The sequence below is a fragment of the Alteromonas aquimaris genome (genome assembly GCF_026183695.1).
GTDB classification, from domain to species: domain Bacteria; phylum Pseudomonadota; class Gammaproteobacteria; order Enterobacterales; family Alteromonadaceae; genus Alteromonas; species Alteromonas aquimaris.
On the sequence record NZ_JAPFRD010000005.1, the window covers coordinates 161117 to 186164 of the forward strand.

At 45.5% G+C, this 25048-nt stretch carries 23 protein-coding genes; all 23 read left to right on the forward strand.

The window, feature by feature from the left end; translation table 11 throughout:
• Positions 1–5 precede the first annotated feature (5 nt).
• The 23 genes from OPS25_RS03725 to flhA all read left to right on the forward strand — a co-directional run bounded on the left by OPS25_RS03725 (position 6) and on the right by flhA (position 25029).
• Positions 6–1133: a sulfotransferase family protein gene (locus OPS25_RS03725; RefSeq protein WP_265616321.1), complete on the forward strand. Its 1128-nt coding sequence runs from the start codon at positions 6–8 to the stop codon at positions 1131–1133.
• A 173-nt stretch (positions 1134–1306) separates the two neighbouring features.
• The gene (locus tag OPS25_RS03730) at positions 1307–3478 is read left to right on the forward strand and encodes a class I SAM-dependent methyltransferase (protein ID WP_265616322.1); all 2172 of its coding nucleotides are present in this window, start codon (positions 1307–1309) and stop codon (positions 3476–3478) included.
• 2 nt (positions 3479–3480) lie between these two features.
• Positions 3481–4176, forward strand: coding sequence for a sulfotransferase domain-containing protein (locus tag OPS25_RS03735; RefSeq protein ID WP_265616323.1), 696 nt, complete (start codon positions 3481–3483; stop codon positions 4174–4176).
• A 138-nt stretch (positions 4177–4314) separates the two neighbouring features.
• Positions 4315–5115: a flagellin N-terminal helical domain-containing protein gene (locus tag OPS25_RS03740; protein ID WP_265616324.1), complete on the forward strand. Its 801-nt coding sequence runs from the start codon at positions 4315–4317 to the stop codon at positions 5113–5115.
• A 237-nt stretch (positions 5116–5352) separates the two neighbouring features.
• The gene (locus OPS25_RS03745; RefSeq protein ID WP_265616325.1) at positions 5353–6831 is read left to right on the forward strand and encodes a sigma-54 dependent transcriptional regulator; all 1479 of its coding nucleotides are present in this window, start codon (positions 5353–5355) and stop codon (positions 6829–6831) included.
• Positions 6832–6947: 116 nt separating this feature from the next.
• Positions 6948–8102 carry a sensor histidine kinase gene (locus OPS25_RS03750; RefSeq protein WP_265616326.1) on the forward strand — a complete coding sequence of 385 codons (1155 nt, stop codon included), beginning with the start codon at positions 6948–6950 and terminating at the stop codon, positions 8100–8102.
• Entirely contained in the window at positions 8099–9448 is a 1350-nt protein-coding gene (locus OPS25_RS03755) for a sigma-54-dependent transcriptional regulator (protein ID WP_265616327.1), read from the forward strand. The genes OPS25_RS03750 and OPS25_RS03755 overlap by 4 nt, the downstream gene beginning before the upstream one ends.
• 240 nt (positions 9449–9688) lie before the next feature.
• Positions 9689–10012, forward strand: coding sequence for a flagellar hook-basal body complex protein FliE (gene fliE / locus OPS25_RS03760; protein WP_265616328.1), 324 nt, complete (start codon positions 9689–9691; stop codon positions 10010–10012).
• A 23-nt stretch (positions 10013–10035) separates the two neighbouring features.
• On the forward strand, positions 10036–11736 hold the full coding sequence (gene fliF, locus OPS25_RS03765; protein WP_265616329.1) for a flagellar basal-body MS-ring/collar protein FliF: 1701 nt from the start codon (positions 10036–10038) through the stop codon (positions 11734–11736).
• A 9-nt stretch (positions 11737–11745) separates the two neighbouring features.
• Complete coding sequence (gene fliG, locus OPS25_RS03770; protein WP_265616330.1) at positions 11746–12786, forward strand: flagellar motor switch protein FliG; 1041 nt, start codon at positions 11746–11748, stop codon at positions 12784–12786.
• 17 nt (positions 12787–12803) lie between these two features.
• A complete protein-coding gene (gene fliH / locus OPS25_RS03775; protein ID WP_265616331.1) occupies positions 12804–13592 on the forward strand; it encodes a flagellar assembly protein FliH in 789 nt (262 codons plus the stop codon).
• Entirely contained in the window at positions 13585–14922 is a 1338-nt protein-coding gene (gene fliI / locus OPS25_RS03780; protein ID WP_265616332.1) for a flagellar protein export ATPase FliI, read from the forward strand. Before fliH ends, fliI begins: the two co-directional genes overlap by 8 nt.
• A gap of 14 nt (positions 14923–14936) precedes the next feature.
• The gene (gene fliJ, locus OPS25_RS03785; protein ID WP_265616333.1) at positions 14937–15380 is read left to right on the forward strand and encodes a flagellar export protein FliJ; all 444 of its coding nucleotides are present in this window, start codon (positions 14937–14939) and stop codon (positions 15378–15380) included.
• Positions 15381–15503: 123 nt separating this feature from the next.
• The gene (locus OPS25_RS03790; RefSeq protein ID WP_265616334.1) at positions 15504–17276 is read left to right on the forward strand and encodes a flagellar hook-length control protein FliK; all 1773 of its coding nucleotides are present in this window, start codon (positions 15504–15506) and stop codon (positions 17274–17276) included.
• Positions 17277–17357: 81 nt separating this feature from the next.
• On the forward strand, positions 17358–17879 hold the full coding sequence (gene fliL / locus OPS25_RS03795; RefSeq protein WP_265616335.1) for a flagellar basal body-associated protein FliL: 522 nt from the start codon (positions 17358–17360) through the stop codon (positions 17877–17879).
• Positions 17880–17891: 12 nt separating this feature from the next.
• A complete protein-coding gene (fliM, locus tag OPS25_RS03800; protein WP_265616336.1) occupies positions 17892–18950 on the forward strand; it encodes a flagellar motor switch protein FliM in 1059 nt (352 codons plus the stop codon).
• A 28-nt stretch (positions 18951–18978) separates the two neighbouring features.
• Positions 18979–19398, forward strand: a complete 420-nt coding sequence (gene fliN / locus OPS25_RS03805) for a flagellar motor switch protein FliN (protein ID WP_265616337.1) — start codon at positions 18979–18981, stop codon at positions 19396–19398.
• 28 nt (positions 19399–19426) lie between these two features.
• Positions 19427–19840 carry a flagellar biosynthetic protein FliO gene (gene fliO / locus OPS25_RS03810; protein WP_265616657.1) on the forward strand — a complete coding sequence of 138 codons (414 nt, stop codon included), beginning with the start codon at positions 19427–19429 and terminating at the stop codon, positions 19838–19840.
• A complete protein-coding gene (gene fliP / locus OPS25_RS03815; protein WP_407080208.1) occupies positions 19833–20597 on the forward strand; it encodes a flagellar type III secretion system pore protein FliP in 765 nt (254 codons plus the stop codon). The genes fliO and fliP overlap by 8 nt, the downstream gene beginning before the upstream one ends.
• Before the next feature lie 9 nt (positions 20598–20606).
• Complete coding sequence (fliQ, locus tag OPS25_RS03820; RefSeq protein ID WP_169210179.1) at positions 20607–20876, forward strand: flagellar biosynthesis protein FliQ; 270 nt, start codon at positions 20607–20609, stop codon at positions 20874–20876.
• Between the two features lie 16 nt (positions 20877–20892).
• Positions 20893–21675, forward strand: a complete 783-nt coding sequence (gene fliR / locus OPS25_RS03825; RefSeq protein ID WP_265616338.1) for a flagellar biosynthetic protein FliR — start codon at positions 20893–20895, stop codon at positions 21673–21675.
• Between the two features lie 12 nt (positions 21676–21687).
• Positions 21688–22812, forward strand: coding sequence for a flagellar biosynthesis protein FlhB (gene flhB, locus OPS25_RS03830; RefSeq protein WP_265616339.1), 1125 nt, complete (start codon positions 21688–21690; stop codon positions 22810–22812).
• Between the two features lie 102 nt (positions 22813–22914).
• Positions 22915–25029 carry a flagellar biosynthesis protein FlhA gene (flhA, locus tag OPS25_RS03835; protein ID WP_265616340.1) on the forward strand — a complete coding sequence of 705 codons (2115 nt, stop codon included), beginning with the start codon at positions 22915–22917 and terminating at the stop codon, positions 25027–25029.
• The last annotated feature ends 19 nt before the right edge of the window (positions 25030–25048 follow it).

A 25048-nucleotide genomic window follows, 5' to 3' on the forward strand; every position in this document is an offset into this window, starting at 1 on the left:
TTTCGATGGACAATAAATTAGTTGTAGTGCTAGGAATGCATCGCTCAGGCACGAGCGTTATTGCAAGTCTTGTTGAACAATGCGGTATTTCTACTGGAAATAATTTGCAAGAAGCTGGACCTGATAACCCTAAAGGTTATTGGGAAGATGCGACCATAGTTGGTATCAATAATCGATTATTAAACTCCTTGAATAAAAGTTGGTATTCACTGACATGGCTTTCGTTAGACGATATTCAGATAAGTCCGCTTTTTATTGAGTTGAAACAACAGGCGATAGCTTATTTGACTAGTATGCTCAAGAAGCATGGCGATATAGTGGTGAAAGATCCCAGAATGGCTACTTTGCTACCGTTTTGGGTTGAGGTTTTTACGAGACTCAATGTAGAAGTTCAATATGTAATCACCAAAAGAAATCCGATGGCAATAGCAAAGTCATTATATAAAAGAGATTCCTTCGATATTGAATATGCGACTCAGCTAATTTTTTTAAATTGGGCTTCTATCGTACAGAATCTACCCGAATCTGCTTCATCCACGATAGTTGATTTCGAAGAGGTTGCACTGGACGAATTAACTGTAAAGGAAGCTTTGTCATCATTTCTAAATTGCAGCATAAATATAAATACACCAGCCAGGTTTGAAAAACTGCTTGTACATAATAATCCTGATCTACTTCAATCAGGCTTTATTTGGCAGCAACGTTTCATGTCAAATTTTCCGTACGAACCGGTTGACGAACAAAGAATCCTGTCACTTAGTTTATTTTATCATGCTCTTAATGTCGCGTATCTTCAACCTATGCACCAGAAATATGTGATTAATGAAATTAAAAGAATTGCCGATAGTTATAAACACAAAAGAGTAGTTTTATACGGGGCGAGTGAACTGGCGTCTGCATTGGTTGGGCAATTATTTGATTCAATAATTCTGGCGGTTGATTATGCTGCAATAGATGATCATCAGATTAATAGGTTCGGACTGTTCTTTCGCTCTCCCAAAACCCTCGCTGAAGTAGCACATGATGTGATTTTAGTTGCTGTAGCCGGAAGAAAAGCTGAAATAATGAAAATTCTTAGTCAGTTCTCCAACAAAAAAATTGTTTTTGTAGACGAATTATTATTCAAAAAGTGAAATAACAGTTATCACGCCCAAAATAATAATGAATAGTCTTAACTAGTCGGAATTATTTCCTAAGGTAAACCAATGGTAAACGGATGGTAAATTAAACAACGGTTTACATATCAGCTTTATACTCCATGACACTATAGCGTAACTAGTGTCTGAGGTGACGGAGACAAAATACAATGGAAAAAACTATTGAGCAAATTATGGCGTCTTACCCTTATGAAAAGGGTGGGATTACGGTCGAAGAAGCAACGGCATTATCTAAATACGCAGCAAATATTACTTTAGGGGTAATTGTTGAAATAGGCTCATTTAAAGGCAAATCTGCGCTTGCCCTTTCACACGGTGTTCGCTCTACCCAATCAGAATCTCTAACCCCGATTTTTTGTATTGATCCCCATCAAGCTTTTACAGGCGAACTTGGGGGGAAATTTGGCCCCAATGATCGGAAAGATTTTTTTCAGCTAATGCTTGATAGTGGTGCTTATCAGGAAGTTAGCTTGATTAACTTGGAGTCAACTATCCCTGCTAAAGGCTGGGACAAACCTATTGGTATGCTTTTTATTGATGGTGACCATAGGTATGGTGCAGTTAAGGAAGATTATCAAAACTGGTATCCACACGTAATTGACGGTGGAGTCATCGCTTTTGATGATAGTAGATTTTTGAGTGGACAAACTCTCGGTTCGGCTCAATTTGTTGATGAACTGATAAAAGCAGGAGCCCAACCTATCGAAACGGTTGGCAAAATAACGTTTTTCAGAAAGCCCTGCGCAAAGCCTGTGCTTAGAACAACAACTAGTGTCAGAACTTTGTTAGTATACGCAGAACAAAATATTGTTTGCGGAGGCTTGATCCGCTTCGAGCGTCTAGGACATAAACTGCGCAGAAGAGGGGTTGAGGTCAGTTTTTGTTTTGAAAACTATAATGGCACCTGGCAGCCCACCGGATTCGAATTGCTTACTCCGGAAGAAGCAAGCAATAGAAACTGGGGAGCCACTCTTATACCAGGCGCGGGCTTTTCTGATAATTTCATTGAATCACTGTCAACCATAACATCAAAGCAGTTTGGAATTCGGATTCAAGCAGTATTGAACGATCGTTCTCGCCGAGAGAGGTTTATTGCAGTGAACCGGGCCTTTAAACCAGATTCTGTTTTTTTCAATAACTCAGATTGGGAGGAGGGAAGTTATACAGATTTTCTTGCCAGGAAATTCACTGTCATAGAAGGGGCCGTAGATTGCTCACACTTTTATCCTGCCGTCAGTTCTAAATCAAAGACAAAGTTTGTTATAGGAATTAGCACGAAATCCCTCGAAAGAATGATGCCTGTCATGCAACAGTTAAAAGGCGACGAGGTTTTGCACGTTATGGGATATATCCCAGAGGCGGTTAAGCAAAGTGAAATATTCCAGAAACTTCACCAGCGCAACGCTATTGTCGAAGAAGGAATACTTAGTGAACACGAGCTTCCTGCTTTTTATCACAAATGTCATTGCATAGTGCATGTGGAAGATCATGCTGGCTGGGCTAATACTGCCGCTGAAGCATTAGCTTGTGGCGTCCCACTGATTTGCACCAGCGCGGGAACTAAAGCATTTGCCACGCATAAAAAGACAGCATTGATCTTGGAGAAATATTCCACTGAAGCATGTGTGGATGCGATAAATGAAGTTATTAATAATCCAGATGAAGCTATTCTTCGAGCATCAGCTGGAAGAACAGCCATCCAACGACATGATTGGGACACATTCTGTGATGAATTTATACTGCTGTTGAATGATGATGGACGAGAACACTATTTACGTTTACCTGATCTGAACATGTTTGGTAAATGGCCCGTCCATACTCGAACTGAGGTACTCCCGATTTTGAAGGATTTGGTCGAAGGAGCCAGCATATTTGATGCAGGGTGTGCAGAAGGTTATATAGGCTATTTGTTATTGCAAGCTGGCTGTAAGCGATTGGATGGAGTTGAGTTGGACGGTGGAAGAATCTTAACTGCACGAGCGTTGAGCGCAGATGATGCTAGGGCCAACTTTATTCACGCCAGCCTCTCTCCTTGGTCTGACTTTATAGAAAAGTATAATAACAAATTGTTAAAAAAATATGATTTGGTATTGTACTTAGCGGTGCACCAACACATTCCTGAATCTGAACGTATAGCTACCTTGACAGGGTTGTTAGCTCGAGCTTCAAAATGGTTTGTGATGAGAATCCCAGCCAGCTATTACCAGGACACTCAGTTGAATCGTATGCTCAGTCAGTCTGGATTTACCCTACACTCTGAGCACTTATCTGATAATCCGGGTGGAGCAGGACCGATTAGACTTTACAGAAGGGATAACTAGTTATGTCAAAGCGAATAGTCGTCTCTTTTCCTAAATCTGGTAGAAGCTGGTTGAGGTATGCCATCGAGCTTACGGGTAAGGCGAGCGATATTGTCTTTTGTCATGATGAATTCGAATATAATGATGCCACTAAACCTGCGCTGAACTTTAATAGCGATATTCGGCAGAAACGCTATGGTGGTGAATCCGGTAAGCTCGTTTATGTAGATAGAGACACGCGAGATACTATCGTAAGTTTATACAATCAGGTAACAGGACGATTCAACGATATTTTTAATTATCCTGATAACATCTCTGCTTTCATTAGAGATGAATATTTTGGTGTAGATAATCTTATCAAGTTTCAAAAAATGTGGCGGAACCTTGCAGTCCAGAATCATTGGCTGGTAGTACGTTATGAAGAAATGCATAATGATTTTGAGGAAGTGTTGACGCAAGTTTGTGAGTATTTCGAAATAAATATTGACCATGAACGCATACAGGAAATATCTGAGCAGGCGTCATTTACCAACATGCGACAGTTAGAATTAAGTGGAAACTCCAATAGACCTTGGCTCACACCAAGAAACAATTATTCTAAAGTAAGAAAAGGGATCGTCGGGGGGTATACCTCAGAACTTGGCTTAAATGATATTAAGTATATCGAAAATAGAATGAAACACTTTGGGTTAAGAAAGAATATTGCTGATTCAAATTGATAGTCTCACTCTATATTTAACTGGGCATTACTGGGTATGCTAACTTATACGCAAGTATCTATCTGAATCTTAAGAGTACTGGTGGCACTGTTGCTCTGAAACTTTTAATTGTTATACTCGCACAAGAGGTGCATACATATGATTAATTTCGATCCTAGCCCAAACATGAATATGCTTCAGCAGATTCAAGAGAAGCAATCTAACCTGATGGAAAAACTGGCCTCAGGTAAGAAAATAAATAGTGCGGCTGATGGCGCGGCGGCGCAGCAGATTATTGACCGTCTGACTTCTCAGGTTGAAGGTAATCGTCAGGCCATCAATAATGTTTATGATGGTATTTCATTATCGCAGGTAGCTGAGGGCGGGGTATCGAACATTAACGATGATGTTCAGCGCATTCGTGAATTAGGTATGCAGGCAGGTAATGGCATCTTGAATGATGCTGACCGGAAGGCAATTCAGTCTGAAATTACACAATTGCAGGATAACATTAAGCAAACCACAGAGCAGACAAATTTTGCTGGTAAACCCTTGTTGAACTCAGATAATGACAACGCCTTTCAGGTGGGTGCCAATAGTGGACAAACGATCAATGTGCGTTCACAAGATATTTCGGCACGGTTAAGTGATGTACTAAGTATCGATGTCTCAACCCAAGCGGGGGCTACAGCTGCACTGGATTCAACCGATGCCGCCCTGGAAAATCTAAATGAATATCGGGCGGAGTTAGGTGCAACGCAAAATATGCTAGAGGGTACTGCACGTAGTTTAGGCAAGGCCGATGTGAATGCGGCTGAGGCGCGCAGTCGTATTCAGGATACCGATTATGCACAGGTCGCGTCGGATGCAGCCGCCAACGATATTCGTGGTCAAGCGGCTTTGACCGTTCAGGCGCAAGCCAATCAGCAACAAGGCCAGGTGCTGGCGTTATTAAGCTAAATTAGTTATTACGGAAAAAGCAGGGCAACCTGCTTTTTTTGTGTCTGTGAATAAAATTTTGTTTGCCTATACCTCTTTATTTTATTCACAATCAAAACTACCTTTTATATAAATGCGGTATATTTGTATATTTCTTCAGCAGTGTTGCCAGAAGACAGTTGTGTTTGGAACTTTTGCCGCTACAATCATGCAGATGCGCTAAACTCTTTACAATAAAAACGCGTTGTCGGGGAATGAATGAAGGATATCTTGCTCGTTAGTGATAACGGCGACCTTTTAACCAGCTTTGAAACTATCGTTACCTTCGTTGGTGAAACCAGTCGGCAGTGCGGTTTAGCTGAGTGCGAAAAATCGTTGCAGAATCAAGCTGCGGCGGCGGTTTTAATTGACTGCAGCGACGCTGACAAACTTGAACGAATAAGCAAACAGTTCCCGCATACTCCCTTTATAGCCGTTACCCAAAACGGTGAAGATATTCCTGCTCATCAAAACCTGGTCAGCGTAATTGGATTACCGATAACCTATCCTATGTTGACACAGGCTATTCACCGGTGTCAGGAGTATACTCGGGGAAAACCGTTTAAATCGAAAGCGCCGGGTACCAAAACCCGTTTGTTTAGGAGCTTGGTGGGCAGAAGCGAGCAAATTCAGTATGTTCGCCGCTTAGTAGAACAAGTTGCTCCTACTGATGCTACCGTACTTATTTTGGGGGAATCAGGCACGGGAAAAGAAGTGGTAGCAAGAAACGTTCATTTCCTGTCTGAACGAAAAGATGGCCCATTTATTCCTGTAAACTGTGGCGCCATTCCCGGCGAACTACTTGAAAGTGAATTGTTTGGTCATGAGAAAGGCGCTTTTACCGGGGCCATTGGCGCTCGCAAAGGCCGCTTTGAACTGGCCGAGTCAGGTACCTTATTTCTCGATGAAATCGGTGATATGCCGTTGCAAATGCAGGTGAAGTTATTACGGGTACTCCAAGAACGTACCTTTGAGCGAGTAGGGGGCAATGCTCCTATTAAATGTAACGTCAGAATTATTGCCGCCACTCACCGTGATCTTGAAGAAATGATCAAAGAGGATCGCTTCCGCGAAGACTTGTATTATCGCCTAAATGTTTTTCCCATAGACAGCCCAGCGTTGCGGGAAAGAAAAGACGACATCCCGTTGCTTTTACAGGAGCTGATTAGTCGCATCCAAGGTGAAGGGGTAAAAGGCGTTCACTTTACTGAGCAGGCAATTGCTTCCTTAATGGAACATCCATGGGGCGGCAACGTGCGTGAATTATCCAATCTGGTAGAAAGGCTAAGCATTCTCTATCCTGGTCAGGTAGTCGATGTGCAGGATTTACCGCCGAAGTATCAATATGGTGATGTGGCTCCCTACCAACCAGATTATCCGGAAGAACTGCTTGAACGTGATGCGTTTAACGAACTGTTTGCTGAAGCTGCCCACGCAGAAGAGAGTGAGGTGGCAGAGGGAAATGAAGCGCAATCTGCATCCTCTTTGCCTGAACTGTCTGGTCTACCCGAAGACGGGGTAAACCTGAAAGAATATCTGTCGGATCTCGAAATTAATCTTATCAAGCAGGCACTAGAGCAACAAGATTGGGTGGTGGCCCGCGCTGCTGACAAGCTTGGCATGCGCAGAACCACGCTGGTTGAAAAAATGCGCAAGTACGAAATTAATCGAGAAGAACACCTTTCGTCAGATAATTGACAGCCAATAATTTCTGTTTAATCCCTAACTCACTGAATTAAAATGATAAAATAGTGGCATGGCTCCTGCTATATCCATCTTGACGTATAGTGCGTCTGCAATTTGACGAGGATGGTATGGCATACGAAAGCAGTTTTTTCGGCACTCCCTTACATGAGCAATATTCGCTCAATCAACGCTTTTATTCAGTTGACGATGCAACTGCGCATGCAAATGAGTTGTCTGGCGTGGAAGAAGTGCAGGCGCTTCGTCAGCAAGCTAATCGTTTATCGCATTTGTTACAGGTATTACCCGCCGGTGTTGTTGTACTGGATGGCAAAGGAATTGTTAGACAGGTAAATAGTCAGGCGATCGCGTTACTAGGTGAACCACTCGAAGGTGAGTTGTGGCGTACCATTATCAGCCGATCCTTCAAACCTCAACCGGATGACGGGCACGAAGTGTCATTGATAGATGGTAAACGCGTTAAACTTTCTATCACCCCACTCGTTGATGAACCTGGCCAACTAATTGTGATCACCGACTTGACGGAAACCCGTCAATTACAATCCCGCGTCAGTCATATGCAAAGATTGAGCGCGCTGGGAAAAATGGTCGCATCGCTAGCTCATCAAATCAGAACTCCGCTTTCAGCTGCTATGCTGTATGCGTCAAATTTAACCCGAAAAGGTTTGCCGGAAGCGTCACGTCTACAGTTTGCACACAAGTTAAATGCACGTTTAAAGGAATTAGAGAGTCAGGTTAACGACATGCTCTTGTTTGCTAAGTCAGGCGAAGAGCAGGTGGTTGCGCCTATTTCCTTAACTCAACTGATGCAGGCAATTGAAGCCACAGGTACCTCTATTACCGATACCGCTTCACAGCAGCTTGGTTTAGAAGGGTTTGAACAAAACATTCAAATCACCGGTAATCTTACGGCATTACAAGGTGCTCTGTTAAATTTGATAGAAAATGCCAGCCAGGTATCCCCCAAGCAAAGCTGTATTCAAGTGAGCGCAAGAGTGAGTAGTAACTTGCTTCATATCTGTGTGGAAGATGAAGGAAAAGGTGTACCTAACTCGCTATTAGATAAAATATTTGAGCCCTTCTTTACCACTAAAAGTCATGGTACCGGGTTGGGCTTGGCAGTGGTCAAATCGGTCACCACTGCTCACAAAGGTCATTTGTTGGTAGAAAATAAGCCCGCGGGTGGCGCACGTTTCATTGTCGCTTTACCCTTTCAACGCATTCCGCATGCGCCGTTGAATCGTCTTACAGGAGAACACGCATGAGTCAGAGTACTATCCTAATCGTCGAGGACGATGCCGGTTTACGTGAAGCCTTAATGGATACATTACAATTAGCCGGATACAACCTGGTTTGCGCCGAAAGTGCAGAGCAAGCCATGCTAGAACTGAGTCATCAATCAATCGATTTAGTGGTGAGCGATATTCAAATGAGTGGCATGAATGGTCTGAAATTACTGAAAAATATAAAGGCCAAGTTTCCCCACATGCCAGTATTACTGATGACCGCTTATGCCACTATAGATGATGCAGTGCAAGCCATGCGAGACGGTGCGACGGACTATTTATCTAAACCATTCGCACCAGAAGTGCTGATCAACTTGGTCAGTCGTTATGCCCCGGCGGAAAAAATTGAATCACGAACCCCAGTGGCAGCTGATCCAGCCAGTTTAGAGTTATTGAATCTCTCCCGCAAAGTTGCTCAATCAGATGCCACGGTGATGGTGCTGGGGCCAAGCGGTTCTGGTAAAGAAGTGTTGTCACGATATATTCATGACCAGTCTCCACGTAGCCAGGCGCCTTTTATTGCCATAAATTGCGCTGCCATCCCTGAAAATATGCTTGAAGCCACCTTGTTTGGTTATGAAAAAGGAGCCTTTACCGGGGCCGTGCAAGCGTGCCCAGGTAAATTTGAGCAAGCGCAAAATGGCACTTTATTGTTAGATGAAATAACTGAGATGGATTTATCGCTTCAGGCCAAGCTGCTTCGCGTGTTACAGGAAAAGGAAGTGGAACGTCTAGGCGGACGAAAAATGGTGCAACTTGATGTCAGGGTTATCGCTACCAGCAATCGTGACTTACGCCAGGCTGTCGCAGCAGGCGAGTTTAGAGAAGATTTATATTACCGCTTAAATGTTTTTCCGATTGTTTGGAAGCAGTTAAGCGAGAGACCAGGTGATATTGTGCCACTAGCGGAACACCTGATACACCGGCATGCCCAAACCAATGGGGCGGGTAAACGTAAACTTAGCGCAGCGGCTCGTAACAAGTTAGTTCAGTACGCCTGGCCAGGGAACGTGAGAGAGCTGGAAAACGTTATCCAACGCGCATTAATACTGTGTGAAGGTGACACCATTGATTCGTCGCACCTAATGTTGGAAATGGCTGCAACATTGGCCAGCCATAATCATGAAGCGGTTAACGCTATTGACGATGATGTCAGCCGGTTAGGTAATGAGCTGCGTCATCAAGAACATCAAATTATTCTCGATACCCTCGAGATGTGTAATGGAAAACGCAAAGATGTGGCAGAAAAGTTAGGCATCAGCCCAAGAACGTTGCGCTATAAACTCGCGCGTATGCGTGAAGAAGGTATTGATGTGCCAGCCTAATTTTGGTTGGGAACGAACAGAAGTGGGGATAATTATCCTCCCCGATTCGCCGCGCTAGTCGCGGCATTTTTTTGTTTAACTTAAAAGGTTAGCAAGCCGTCAACTTTTTGGCTTTATTTTCAAGTTTATGAAAATAAAGCAATTTTAATGTTGGCCTGGTAATTGCTGAAATAGAATCAATCATCGCAATATCGCCAAATGTCAGACACGACAAAGGCAACTATCTATTCAGGAGTGGTCATGGACATTAAAGCAAACAGTTTGTATCAGGAAATGCAGGCAATGATTGCTCAGGCACAACTGCCCGTGCATGAAGCGCCCAATATCGTTAAACAACCCGAAAATGAATTTGCCAGCATGCTGAAAAATGCCATAGAGGGCGTTAACGATGCACAGATGCACTCAAAGAATATGCAACAACGCTTCGAAATGGGTGACCCGTCACTGAGTTTGGCAGAAGTAATGATAGCAAAGGAAAAATCGAGCATAGCCTTTGAAGCAACATTGCAAGTGCGTAATAAGCTGTTAGAAGCTTACAAGCAAATTTCGAACATGCCAGTTTAAATTAATTTCAGGGTAGTAATAATATGGCAGAAGCAACCGGCACCAACCTGACCGTCGCAGACGAGACAGGGGGGAGCGATAACGAACCGGAAAATAAATCCGGCTTTATGGACACACTGGGCAGCGCCGATATGATGCGGCAGATGGCGCTGGTGGTGGTGCTGGTTATATGTGTGGCCATTGCCGTATTTATCTTAATCTGGGCACAGGAGCCCGATTACCGCCCCATGGCAAAAATGGAAACAGAGGAACTCATTGAAACCCTCGACTACATGGATGCCAATCAAATTGACTACAAACTCGAAGGCAATACGATCCTTGTACGTAACGACGAGTATCAGAATATTCGTCTAGGCATGACGCGCGAGGGACTGGTTCGCTCAGATGATACCGGCACCGATATTATCATGCAGGACATGGGATTCGGGGTTAGTCAGCGGCTTGAAATGGAGCGTTTGAAACACGCTCGCGAACAGCAAATTGCTAGCACTATTCAGGATATGGATAGTATCCAAAAAGCGCGAGTGCTTCTTGCGATGCCGAAAGAAAACGTGTTCTCCCGGCGTGAGAAAAAAGCCAGCGCAACCGTTGTATTAACGGCGAAACGTGGTGCCATTATCGCCGGCGAAGAAGTAGATGCCGTGGTAGATATTGTGGCATCGGCGGTTCAGGGCATGGAGCCGAGTAAGGTTACGGTTACCGATAGCAACGGCCGTTTACTTAATTCTGGTTCCCAGGATTCAATGAGCGCGAGGGCCCGTAAAGAATACGAAATTGAGCGGAAACGTGAGTCAGAGTATTTAGAAAAGATTGATTCTATCCTTATACCTGTACTTGGTATCGGTAATTACACCGCGCAAGCAGATGTCAGTATGGATTTTACCGCACTGGAACAAACCCAGCGCACGTATAATCCTGACCTTCCGGCGGTGCGCAGTGAGATGGTTGTCGAAGAAAACAGCACTGGCGGCGGTGCGGCAGGTATCCCCGGTGCTTTAAGTAATCAACCTCCAGCAGCCTCGCAAATACCTGAAGATGCAGTAGGACAAAGTGCAGGCCAATATATTGCGCCCGGTAGAAACAGCAAAGAATCCACCCGAAATTATGAATTGGATACCACCATCAGTCATACCAAAAAACAAACAGGCGTAATCCGTCGTTTAAGTGTGTCGGTAGCAGTGGATCATATACGCACTACAGCAGAAGATGGCAGTGTCACTACCCAGCCACGCCCACAAGAGGAAGTGTTAAATATTCGTCGCTTGTTACAAGGGGGAATTGGCTTTGATGTGGCCCGAGGTGATTCGCTGGAAGTTGTCAGCGTGCCCTTCATGCGTATTGAGACAGGTGAAGTGGAAGAGCTTCCGTTCTGGGAAGACCCTAAGTTATTGCCTATAATAAAGCTGGTCATTGGCGGCCTAGTGATCATTGTATTAATTCTGGCAGTGATTCGTCCGATGCTCAGAAAACTAATTAATCCTGAGTCAGTGAAGAGTGCTGAAGACTTTGATGCAGATGAACGCCTCGATCTTGGTGATGACACTATTAGCATGTTGACGCAAGAATTTGACGAAGGGCAGGTAGGATTTGCCCCAGATGGCTCGCTAATGTTACCTGATTTGCACAAAGATGAAGATGTACTTAAAGCCGTTCGCGCGCTGGTGGCTAACGAGCCTGAGCTGTCTGCTCAGGTAGTTAAAGGCTGGCTGTTACAGGACGAGTAGGAGAAGAACGTGGCAGATGAATTAGCTCCTCAGGCAGAGCAAGGGTACGACGTCAGCAAACTGGAAGGATTGGAGAAAGCAGCCATTTTATTGCTCAGCCTTTCCGAAGAAGATGCGGCACAAATATTAAAACACCTCGAACCCAAGCAGGTACAAAAGCTGGGTGCAGAAATGGCCAAGGTCGATGATATGACCCAGGTTAAAATTACTGCGGTACATAAACATTTTATTGAAGAAATTCAAAATTACAGCACTATCGGCTTCCAGAGTCAGGATTTCGTTAAGCGTGCGCTAACCGCTGCGCTCGGGGAAGATAAAGCCGCAAATCTTATCGATCAAATCATGATGGGAACCGGCGCTAAAGGTTTGGATTCCTTGAAATGGATGGATTCAAAGCAAGTCGCCAGTATCATCCGCAACGAACACCCGCAGATACAGACTATTGTGTTGTCCTACCTCGAGCCTGAACAAAGTGCTGAGATACTCGCACAATTTCCAGAAAAAGTACGTTTGGACCTGTTAATGCGTATCGCCAACTTAGAAGAAGTGCAGCCGGCGGCGCTACAAGAACTAAACGAAATCATGGAAAAACAATTCGCTGGTCAGGCGGGCACCCAGGCAGCCAAAATGGGCGGCTTGAAGTCTGCAGCGGATATCATGAACTATCTTGACACGGCTATTGAAGGTCAGTTGATGGATGCGATTCGTGAACAGGATGAAGAGATGAGTCAGCAGATTCAAGATCTTATGTTTGTATTCGATAACCTGGTGGATGTTGACGATCGGGGTATTCAGGCGATTCTTCGCGAAGTTCAGCAAGATGCACTGCTTAAAGCTATTAAAGGTGCTGATGAAGAGCTCAAAAATAAAATCACGAAGAATATGTCTAAGCGGGCCGCCGAAATGCTTCTGGATGATCTCGAAGCCATGGGGCCGGTACGTATTTCTGAAGTTGAGACAGCCCAGAAAGAAATTCTTTCTGTTGCCCGTCGTTTGGCAGATTCAGGGGAGATTATGCTTGGCGGTGGCGGAGGAGAAGAGTTCTTATAATGGGGCTCGCTTAACTTATGCCTAAACAAAATCCGTTCGCATCGCACTCTCCAGAAGGAGTGAAAAAATGGGATTTACCCTTCGTTGAAGGCACGAAAACGCAGGAAGAAGAAACGCGAACAAATGCATTAAACCGTACTTCTGACTGGAAATATGAACCACCAGAAGAAGTGGAAGAGGAAGAAATTAAGCCTCCCACCGCACAAGAGATTGAAGCGATTCGACAAGCTGCCTATGACGAAGGGCATCAGGAAGGGAAGCAAATAGGTTTTGACGAAGGCAAGGCAGAAGGCTTTGAAGCGGGTCAAAAGCAAGGATATGAAGAAGGCTATGCTGCCGGCGAAAAAGAAGGGCTTGCCAGCGGTCAACAGCAAATTGACGAACAAATCAAAGCGTGGCAGCAATTAAGCGAACAACTCGATCTTCCCTTACAACAGGTGAACGAAGAGGTAAGAAAACAAGTTGTTCAACTGGCGCTAACCCTGGCTCGCTCTGTCATACGTACCGAAATTAAGACGAACGACAATCTTATTTTCCAGGCGCTATCCGAGGGCCTAAAAGCATTGCCAATCAATGAAAAGCAATATCAGTTACAGATGCACCCAGAGGATATCGCGCGCATCAAGTCGCACTATTCAGATGAAGACATCGCCAAAAAGAATTGGCAATTGGTAGAAGCACCTTCCATGCAGCCAGGAGGCTGTGAAATTATCACCTCGCAAAACGCTGTTGACGTGTCAATTGAAAGACGGGTACGGGATGTCATTGACAAATTCATGATGGAGCAAGGCCTCAAGCATGACTAAGGACCTGGCCGACTATTTTTCCGCCCTCAGCAAGCAGGTCCCCCATCCGCCAATCGTCGCGGCGGGAAAACTGGTGCGCGGTATCGGCCTCACGCTAGAAGCCATTGGTTGTCAGCTACCTGTGGGCAGTCAATGTAAAGTGCAAACCGTTGATGGTGAAATTGAAGCTGAAGTCGTTGGCTTTGGTGATGATATTACCTATTTAATGCCTACAGAGCCGGTGCGAGGAATTGTTCCGGGCTCTAGAGTGGCTCCCCTCAATCGGGAAAGTGGTTTAGCTGTAGGGATGGGATTGTTAGGCCGGGTGGTGGACGGAAATGGACAGCCAATGGATGGTCTGGGGCCCATTGTGGCCCAGACGCGGGTACCCACCATCAAACCCGCTATGAATCCTCTGCATCGACGACCTATCGAAAGGCCCATGGATGTAGGGGTACGCTCAATCAATGCGTTGAATACGGTTGGCATGGGCCAACGGATGGGCCTGTTTGCTGGCAGTGGTGTAGGGAAAAGCGTCTTGCTTGGAATGATGACCCGCGGAAGTACCGCCGATGTGGTAGTAGTGGGTCTGGTGGGTGAACGGGGGCGTGAGGTAAAAGAGTTTATTCACGAAATTCTCGGTGAAGAAGAACGTAAACGGGCTGTGGTGGTAGCAGCGCCAGCCGACACTTCACCCTTAATGCGGTTAAAGGGGTGTGAGACCGCGGTTACCATTGCGGAATACTTCCGCGACCAGGGCTTAAACGTATTATTACTCATCGACTCTCTCACCCGATACGCCATGGCGCAACGGGAAATTGCCTTAGCTGTAGGTGAACCTCCCGCAACGAAAGGTTATCCCCCTTCTGTTTTTGCCAAATTACCAGCGTTAGTAGAAAGAGCGGGGAACGGGGGCGACAATCAAGGCTCCATTACGGCTTTTTACACTGTATTGACCGAAGGTGACGATTTGCAAGACCCTATCGCTGACGCGGCCCGAGCCATTTTAGATGGACATATTGTATTGTCACGCTCGTTAGCAGATAGCGGTTTTTACCCAGCCATCGATATTGAAGCATCCATCAGTCGTGTAATGCCAATGGTGGTAAGTGAGGAACACTTAACGCTGGCACGCCGAATCAGGCAAGTTTATTCAACTTACAAGCAAAATAAAGACTTAATCGCCATTGGCGCATATGCGAAAGGGTCTGACCCACGGATTGATTTAGCCATTCAGGCGGAACCTGTCATTAACGCCTTTTTACAGCAAGGCTACAAAGATGTGATCCCCTACGATGAATGTTTACAGGGAATGATGGGGCTTGCAAAAGGGTTAGGTCAGGCTAATTAAAGGGCGAGTTCATCATGAGTCAGCTTAAACTGGTTGTGAAAATAGAAGAAGAAAAAGAACAAAAAGCCGCACAGGCGTTTCAGCTTGCCCAACAGAATGTGAACGCGCAGAAACAAAAGTTACAAAACCTGCAACAATATCGTCTCGAATACCTGCGCCAGATTCAAAACAACGGCAAGGGGGGCGTCACCGCTCAAAAATATCACCAGCATTTGTCTTTTATAGGCAAGCTGGATAAAGCCTGCGAACAACAGATGGGGGTAATCTCCCGCGCTTCACTGGTGGCAGACGACCGCAAACAGCAATGGATAGAGCGCCAGAAACGCCGTAAAGCTGTTGAAATGGTGATTGAAAAGCAACGCATCGCAGCGGAAAGAAAAGAAATGCGAAAACAACAAAACACCATGGACGAATACGCTGCTCAGAAGTTTTATCGTGCCCAACAGGAAAAATACTAACCACTAATTGTTTTCTTACTTCCTAACTTGGAACGCTTTTTGCGAACGCTATATGTGGAAAATGGTTTTGATGTGGTCACGCTTTGTATTATAGGGTGATCAAGAAGTTTGGAAGAAAAAATTATGCAACAAGTTGCCACTAAAGGTTCACAAATTGCCGCTTTGCCGATCGACCTTGAGGTACAGTCTTCGCCATTGGTTAACACCAACGACCAATTTAGACAGGCACTTGAGCAGACAGCTAACAGGCATTCAGATAAAAATAAAAAAGGTGAGATCACTCCTGTTTGGAAGGCGCCTGAAAGAACGCCGGCTTCTTCACCTGCCGACCGTCACGTGGCCAAACGCACAGAACCCTCGAATGCACAGGTTAACTCACCTCAACGACATGAGCCCAAAGCTGCTGGGCCAGCAAAAACTGAACAGCAAAACGACACATCGCCTGCGGTAAATGATAAAAAACAGGATACCGATTGGCTCGGGTTGGTAGAATCAGTCAAAGATTATAATGACAACCCGGACAAAGCGGCGTTGGCAAATGTTGCAGAATCTATATCGGGTGATGAAGTTACACTTTCAGATGAACTGGCTGCAAAAATTGATACATTGTTAGCGAAATTGAGCGAAGACAGTGCCATCACCCCTAATGAAATGTCGATATTAGCTGCCATTCAGGAACAACTTGGTAGTATGGAGACGGATGGCGACAGCCCCATCTCAGTGCTGGCCCTGTACGATAACATTGCAGAAAAACTTAATACCATGTTGGCCAAGTCTACAGAATCCGGACAACCGGCCGATGCTTCTAAAACCACCGCGTTGGCTTCGGCAATGCTGATTTTGCAATCTGCGCAAGCAGACATCCAAGAAACAACGAAATTGTCGCTAGGAAATCAGGAGGCCATTGTTCCTGCTGATGATCTTGAAGAAGCGGCAAAGCTATTGGTTTCTTTGCTGCAATCGGAAAAGCAAAAACCGGGGACTCACCCAAACAGTGTAAATCCTTCGTTGAATGAAAAGCTCGTCTTACCGCAAGGGGTAGAAAAGCTGCTGCAAAATATGCAGCAACTATCTGATCAAGGGAAAGCAGACAGTGTTGAAGCCATTGCCGATAGAGTGTTGGCCCTGCTACCGCCATCAGCTTCTGAACAGCAGCAGAAAATGGTGAAAAATGCGGTTATTGCGGGTCTGAATGAAATGAATGCACAACTTGGCCAAGGGCGAGAGCCAGGTATTAGTCTGCAAGATATGATTAGCGGGGCGTTAAGTGAAGCAAGCATTCAATTAGATAACGCGATGAAGCAACAACTGGAAGGTCAATTAGCGTTATTAAGTAATGCCATGCAAACTGCCCAACAACAGACGGCTGTAGAAGTTGACCGACAAGCGTTGGCTTCGATTGATACCTCTTTGAGAGAAAATGCTCAGATCCGCAGTGAAATGACCAAAGCACAACAAGCCGCTGATGGTATTGATAAGCCTGTGAATGTGCAACGTGCTGAAGGTCAGCAACAGTTAAGCGAAAAGATCCGCTGGATGATCAACAGTAGAAGCAGTTTGGCAGAAATTCGCCTGGATCCGCCCGAACTTGGTAGCATGCAAGTAAGAGTCAACATTTCCGGGGACACTGCAAATGTAAACTTTGTCGTGCAATCACAGCACGCTAAAGACACCTTAGCACAAGCTGAAAACCGATTAAGGGAAATGCTCGCAGAGCAAGGTATTACCCTGGGGGAATCGTTTGTACAACAGCAAAATTCACAGCAGGGTAATGGCGATGAGCAATTTGCAGGTGGCAACTCGTCTGGCGAAGCATCTGACGGCGACGAAAATCTTGCGCAACCTGATTCAGGAATAACAAAGCGCGACACCGACGGTATCGATGACTATGCTTAAGAAAACTTTCTCAATTCAGTGATTGCCATTTACTGGTGAAAATTGATAATACGCCCATTGGATTTTTGATGAGTAAAAAACATGGCTGAAGAAGAACTACAGATTGAAGAAAGTGGTGGCAAAAGTAAAAAGATGATGATCATCATCATAGCTGCCGTGGTAATACTGGGAGGTGGGGCTGCGTATTTCTTCCTGTTTTCGGGTTCTGACGCTAGTGTTCCTGAACAAACAGAAACCGTCGCAGGAGAGGGGCCAGCGCAAGCGGCACCCAAAGCTAACCTTGGTACGGCGCTTTATGTGGCCATGCCTAGACCCTTTGTTTTCAATGTGCCAGGCAGTGGGCGTGACAGACTAGTACAAATTAAAGTGCAGTTGATGGTGCGCGGCTCCGATAATGAAGAAATGGCCAAGTCACACATTCCCTTAATTGAAGGTACGTTACTGCAGGTGTTTAGTAATAGCAGTGCTGATGATTTGGTTACCGAAGCAGGAAAAATAACACTGCGTGAAGATGCGTTAAGTGAAGTTCAACGCGTAATGAATGAAATTTCGGGTTCGAACGTGGTTGAGCAGGTGTTGTTTACCGGTTTTGTAATGCAGTAGAAAGGATATTGAGTGAGCGATTTACTATCCCAAGACGAAATTGACGCGCTCTTACACGGCGTCGACGATGTAGAAGAGGAAGAAGTTAGCGAAGGCGGTGGTGATACTTCTGCGCTTGAGTATGACTTTTCGTCTCAGGATAGAATTGTGCGTGGGCGGATGCCGACGCTGGAAATCGTTAACGAACGTTTTGCGCGACACATGCGTGTCAGTCTATTTAATATGATGCGCCGTTCCGCCGAAGTGTCAATCAATGGTATTCAAATGATAAAGTTTGGTGAGTACATACATACTTTATTTGTACCGACCAGCCTGAACATGGTTCGCTTCCGGCCATTAAAAGGTACCGGATTAATTACCATGGAAGCCCGCCTGGTGTTTATCCTGGTAGATAATTTTTTTGGCGGCGACGGGCGTTACCATGCCAAAATAGAAGGGCGCGAATTTACACCGACCGAACGGCGAATTATCCAAATGTTGTTGAAGATAATCTTTGAAGATTATAAAGAAGCATGGGCGCCAGTGATGGATGTGTCGTTTGAATATTTGGATTCAGAAGTGAATCCGGCCATGGCTAACATCGTCAGCCCTACCGAAGTAGTGGTAATCAGTTCGTTTCATATTGAGCTTGACGGGGGCGGAGGAGATTTTCACGTTTCGTTACCCTATTCCATGTTAGAGCCAATTAGAGAGCTCCTTGACGCTGGTGTACAAAGTGATAAAGAAGATACCGATCTGCGTTGGAGTAAAGCGCTTCGTGACGAGATTATGGATGTGGAAGTGGCGCTGACCACTCATATGCTCGAAGTTGACGTATCGCTTAAACAAATTATGGAATTCAAGGCCGGTGATATTATCCCGGTGGAAATGCCCGAGTATATCACTGTGTTGATCGAGGATTTACCCACTTTTCGGGCTAAACTGGGTCGTTCTCGTGATAATCTGGCGCTAAAAATTACTGACAAAATCCCTAGACCGACTTCAGTTAAATCTGAACTGCAACTATTAACTCGCGGTGGTCGTGTGATCGACAATGATGCTGAGTTACAGGTGCTGGAAGAAGATCTCTGAGCATGAGACATATTAATGAGGTACTCCTATGAGTGAAGAAGATGGCTTGGACGACTGGGCCGCAGCAATGGCAGAACAGGCAGAGTCTGAAGCAGATCAGGAAGGTGAACCACAAGGTGAGGGCGATGATGTCCAAGTCGCTGAGCTGGATGAACTGAAAGATGATGCGCCCATTACCCAGGAAGAAAAAAAGAAACTGGATACGATTTTAGATATCCCCGTTACCATCTCGATGGAAGTGGGGCGCAGCCAAATAAGTATCCGAAATTTACTACAATTGAATCAAGGTTCGGTTGTGGAACTAGATCGGGTCGCCGGAGAGCCATTAGATGTATTAGTTAATGGCACGTTGATTGCTCATGGAGAAGTAGTAGTAGTCAACGACAAGTTTGGGATCCGGTTAACAGATGTTATTAGTCAGATCGAAAGAATCAAAAAGCTTCGGTAAATTTCATTTCTTATCAAGAGGTTGCAAATTGCTTCCTCTTGCTTTTTCCTCATCAGCCTTTGCTCAAAGCACTCAATCCATTACCAACCCTACGTCGGTACTGTCAATTTTTCTATCACTTTTATTAGTTGTCGCTATTATTTTTGCACTGGCTTATGTGATGCGACGGTTTAATGTCACTCATTCCAGTAATGGGCAGTTAAAAGTCGTCGCCAGCATGATGGCTGGTGCGAAAGAGCGCATCATGGTGATAGAAGTGGGAGATGAACAACATCTAGTCGGCATCACTTCGCAATCCATTTCGCATTTAAGCAAACTGGAAAATAACATTCAGAGCCAACGGTCGTCAGATAACCCTGGGGCGCTTTTTAAGCAAAAATTAGTAAGCGCCATGGCGGGTAAAATAAATCCTTCCCTGAAGGAGGATAAGCATCATGGCTAATATGCGATTCTGGGGCGGCTTTGCACTGATAAGCGGTTTGTTGCTCTTTGCAGATTCAGTGTCAGCGCAACAGGGGATCTCTGCAGTAACGGTGACAACTAATCCTGACGGAACCCAAGATTATTCGATGACGCTGCAGGCAGTGTTTATCATGACTGCGCTGAGTTTGATCCCAGCGTTCATCATGATGATGACTTCCTTCACCCGAATTATTGTGGTGCTGTCCATTCTGCGTCAGGCCATCGGTTTGCAGCAATCGCCTTCCAACCAAATCTTAATTGGGGTGAGCTTGTTTTTGTCGCTGTTCATCATGGCGCCAGTGTTTGAAGAAATTAATGAACGCGCATTACAACCCTATCTGGACGAGGTAATGACTTCAAAAGAAGCTTTTGAACAGGCTAAAGGCCCCATGCGTGCATTTATGCTGTCGCAAACACGGGTGAGAGATTTGGAAACCTTTGTACGCATTGCCGGTGATGAAGATAAATACGAAGAGCCAGCCGATGTGCCGCTCACCATTCTTATTCCTGCGTTTGTTACCAGTGAACTTAAAACCGCGTTTCAGATTGGCTTTATGCTTTTTATTCCGTTCTTAATCATTGATTTGGTGGTGGCGTCTATACTGATGGCAATGGGTATGATGATGCTCTCGCCCATGATTGTTTCACTACCGTTTAAACTGATGCTGTTCGTTCTGGTTGATGGTTGGAACCTGATTTTTGGCACCTTGGCTACCAGCTTTGGTATGGGTGTGTAGGAGGCGATTATGTCACCAGAAGTGTTTGTACAAATTCTCCGCGAAGCCATGTTTATGGTCATCATGCTGGTATCAGCGGTCATCGTACCCAGTTTGATCGTAGGGTTAATAGTCGCCGTATTTCAGGCTGCCACATCCATCAACGAACAAACCATGAGCTTTCTGCCTCGTTTATTGGTTACGCTGCTGGCCCTAAGTTGGGGAGGTAATTGGTTGGTGCAGCAATTGATGGACTTTACTTTCCACATGGTCGATCAAATCCCGCAAGTCGTGGGATAGCGATCAGTAAAACCTCATGGTGTATGAATTAGCCGTAATCAACCAGTTTTTGACCGACATGATGCTGCCGTTTATGCGTATCAGTGGTTTGTTTGCCACCATGATTGGCATGAGTGCAAAGTCAATTTCGCCTACTGTCCGCGGTTTGCTGACGGTCATGTTAGCGCTCATTATTATGCCAGTCGTTCCCCCTGTACCGGTAGAAAACCTAGTCAGCATAGGAACGTTTGTCATAGCGGCCAAAGAAGTGCTGATAGGGGTGGGTATCGGTTTTATATCTATGATGGTTTTGAATACGTTTGTACTCGCAGGTCAAATCATAGCCATGCAGACCGGCTTAGGATTTGCGTCAATCGTTGATCCGGTTAATGGTATTAACGTGCCCGCCGTAGGTCAGTTCTATCTGATTTTGGCGACGCTACTGTTTTGGACGTTGGATGGTCATCTGGCCATGATAGAGATGGTGGTGATCAGCTTCGAGGCGTTCCCCATCGTGGGATCCTGGTGGACTGGGCAACAGCTATTGGACATTGTGCACTGGGGCAGTTGGATGTTTGTTGCATCGGTGACATTGTCGCTGGCGCCTATTGTGTCACTACTCATCGTGAACCTGGCTTTTGGTATTATGACAAAAGCGGCACCGCAACTTAATATTTTCAGTATCGGATTTTCAATCGCGCAGATGATGGGACTAACCATCATCTGGATCACCTTGTCCAACTTTACCATGCACTTTAACGAGTTGTGGGAAAGGGCACTGCAATTCATGTGTGAATTGCTTGCTGTGTGCCCAACATAAAAGGAGGCAGCTATGGCTGATACCGACGATAAAACGGAAGAACCCACACAGAAAAAAATTGACGATGCCAGAGAAAAGGGGCAGATAGCGCGCTCAAAAGAGTTATCCACTACCCTGGTTCTAATTTTCAGTGGGGCAATGTTCTTAGTGATTGGGGGACAGCTCGCTGAGGCCTTATATTCCATCGCATCACGAATGTTCACCTTATCGCGCGATGAAACCTACGACCCTACCCATATGTTTGGAGCATGGGGAGAAGCACTCACCGCGGTCGCGTTCCCCGTTATCATGTTTCAGTTAGTCGCGATGATTGGTGGTGTGTATGGCAATATTGGTGTAGGTGGCTTTAATTTTACCTGGCAGTCCGCTGCCCCCAAGTTCAATAAACTGAATCCGTTAAATGGTTTTAAACGCATGTTTGGCCCTGAAGGGCTGGTTGAGTTGCTTAAATCCATCGCCAAATTTTTTGTGATCGGTGGACTGGCCTTACTCGCCATGTTGTACTACGAAGAGGAAGCCATCCACCTTGATGCAGAAGCCTATCCTGGTAATTTCTTCCATGCGATGGAAATGATTGCGTGGGCTTTTTTTATCATGACCTTGGGCATGATCCCCATCTCAGCGATTGATGTGCCGTATCAGAAATACAAGCACAATAAACAACTGAAAATGACAAAACAGGAAATCAAAGACGAGCATAAAAACGCTGAAGGAGATCCGCAAACCAAGGGGCGTATTCGTCGCCTACAGTTCCAGGCATCGGCTAAACGAATGATGCAAGAAGTTCCTCAGGCTGATGTGGTAGTAACCAACCCCACCCATTATTCAGTTGCCCTTAAATACGACGAAAATGGCACGCGAGCTCCCGTGGTAGTCGCCAAAGGAGCTGATGAATTGGCCATGCATATTCGTAAAATTGCTACGGCTAATGATGTACCACTCATCCCTAGCCCTATGCTAACCAGGGCAATTTATTATTCCACCGAGGTGGATAATGAGATCCCGCACAAGCTATTTATGGCGGTAGCGCAGGTATTGGCTTATGTGTTCCAGCTTAAGGCATTTAAAGCAGGAAAAGGAAAGCGGCCTAAACCTCTTAAGCGTGATTTGCCTATTCCAACAGAACTGCGTCGATAAAATTTTTCCTAAATGCCTAACATGGCACAGTAGTTGAAGAATACCTGATTCACAGGCAGTAAGTGTCAAAATTCTGATAGTTTAAAGTGAGACTTAAGTACGATGGAGTTATCCGGTTATCTGCAACGATTTGATAAAAATCGCATGCAGCATTTCGCCAGCGGTTTAGGGGCCCCGATCGTTCTTCTGGCTATTATGGGCATGGTCATTTTACCCATGCCACCGTTTCTTTTAGATGTGTTATTTAGTTTCAATATTGCGCTTTCCCTGGTCATTATTCTCGTTGCTGTTCTCACTAAGCGTCCCGTAGAGTTCGGGATCTTTCCTCTGGTATTGTTAATCGCGACGGTATTACGACTTGCCCTCAACGTGGCCTCCACACGGGTGGTTCTTTTATACGGGCACGAAGGTGGAGATGCTGCGGGGAAGGTAATTGAAGCCTTTGGAGAAGTGGTGATTGGTGGCAACTTCGCGGTGGGTATCGTAGTGTTTGCTATCTTGCTTATTATCAACTTCAAAGTGGTTACCGCTGGTGCTGGCCGCATCTCAGAAGTAAGCGCACGCTTTACCCTTGACGCTATGCCTGGTAAGCAAATGGCGATTGATGCCGATTTGAATGCGGGGTACATCGATCAGGACCAGGCGCGTCAGCGCCGCGAAGAAATTACCGCAGAAGCAGATTTTTACGGTTCAATGGATGGAGCGTCAAAATTTGTAAAAGGGGATGCCATCGCGGGTTTATTCATCATGTTAATCAATATCGTAGGTGGATTATTTATTGGCATGATCCAACATGATTTGGATTTTGGTAACGCCCTGGAGGTGTACACCATTTTGACGATAGGTGATGGACTGGTTGCACAAATTCCTTCGTTGTTACTGTCAGTGGCCACCGCCATTATCGTGACGAGGGAAAATGAAGACCAGCAAATGGGCGATGAAATTAGAGGTCAGTTGGGTAACCCGCAAGCCCTGACCATTGCCGCCGTGATTTTATTTGTTATGGGTATCGTGCCAGGCATGCCGCATTTCGCTTTTCTAAGTTTTGCGGCTATTGCCGGCGGTTACGCCTACTGGCAGGCCAAACGGCTTAACGCAGAAGAGGCAGAAAAAACCGGCACATCCGCAGCGAAAGCGGGTAAGATAAATACCGATGATTATGTAGCCCCTGAGGTAAAAGAGCTAGGCTGGCATGATGTTCAGCAAGTTGACACCATCGGTCTGGAAGTGGGGTATCGCCTTATTCCTTTAGTAGACAAATCACAGGGCGGCGAATTACTGACACGTATTAAAGGTGTCAGGAAAAAGCTCTCGCAGGAGCTGGGCTTTTTAATACCGCCGGTACATATCCGAGATAATTTAGATTTAGATCCTAATGCTTATAATATTGCCATGCTGGGGGTCACCATTGGTGAAGCTCAGATCAGTCATGACGAAGAAATGGCGATTAATCCGGGTCAGGTCTTTGGCAAACTCGAAGGCCGCGCAACTCAGGATCCTGCCTTTGGTCTGGATGCCGTCTGGATCAAACCCAGTCAACGCGAACATGCACAAACCCTGGGCTACACCGTAGTCGATGCAGCCACAGTCGTAGCAACTCACTTAAGCCAGCTTCTAACCAACAATGCCTATCAGTTACTTGGCCACGAAGAAGTGCAGCAATTATTAGATATGCTGGGCAAAAATAATCCCAAGCTGGTTGAGGGCCTAGTCCCCGACCTGCTGCCATTAAGTACCGTGGTTAAGGTACTGCAAACGTTGCTGTTTGAGGGGGTGCCTATTAGAGATATGCGTACGATTGTGCAAACATTGAGTGAATATGCTCCTAAGAGTCAAGACCCGGATGTATTGGTTTCGGCCGTACGTATTGCTCTCAAACGATTAATTGTGCAGGAAATTTGTGATGGCAATAAAGAAATCCCCGTCATAACCCTGGCGCCAGAACTGGAACAGATGTTGCACCAGTCCTTACAAGCCGGTGGAGAAGACGGTGCAGGCATTGAGCCTGGACTCGCTGATAGAATCCAGCAGTCGTTGCAACAAGCCAGTCAGCAACAAGAATTGGCAGGAGAGCCTGCAGTATTGTTAACGTCAGGCATGTTACGTCCAGTCTTATCACGCTTCCTGAAGTATTCAGTAGAGGGATTGCATGTACTGTCTTATCAGGAAGTTCCGGATGACAAACAAATTAAAATTGTTAGCTCTGTGGGTCAATAAAATGACGCCATTAAAGAGA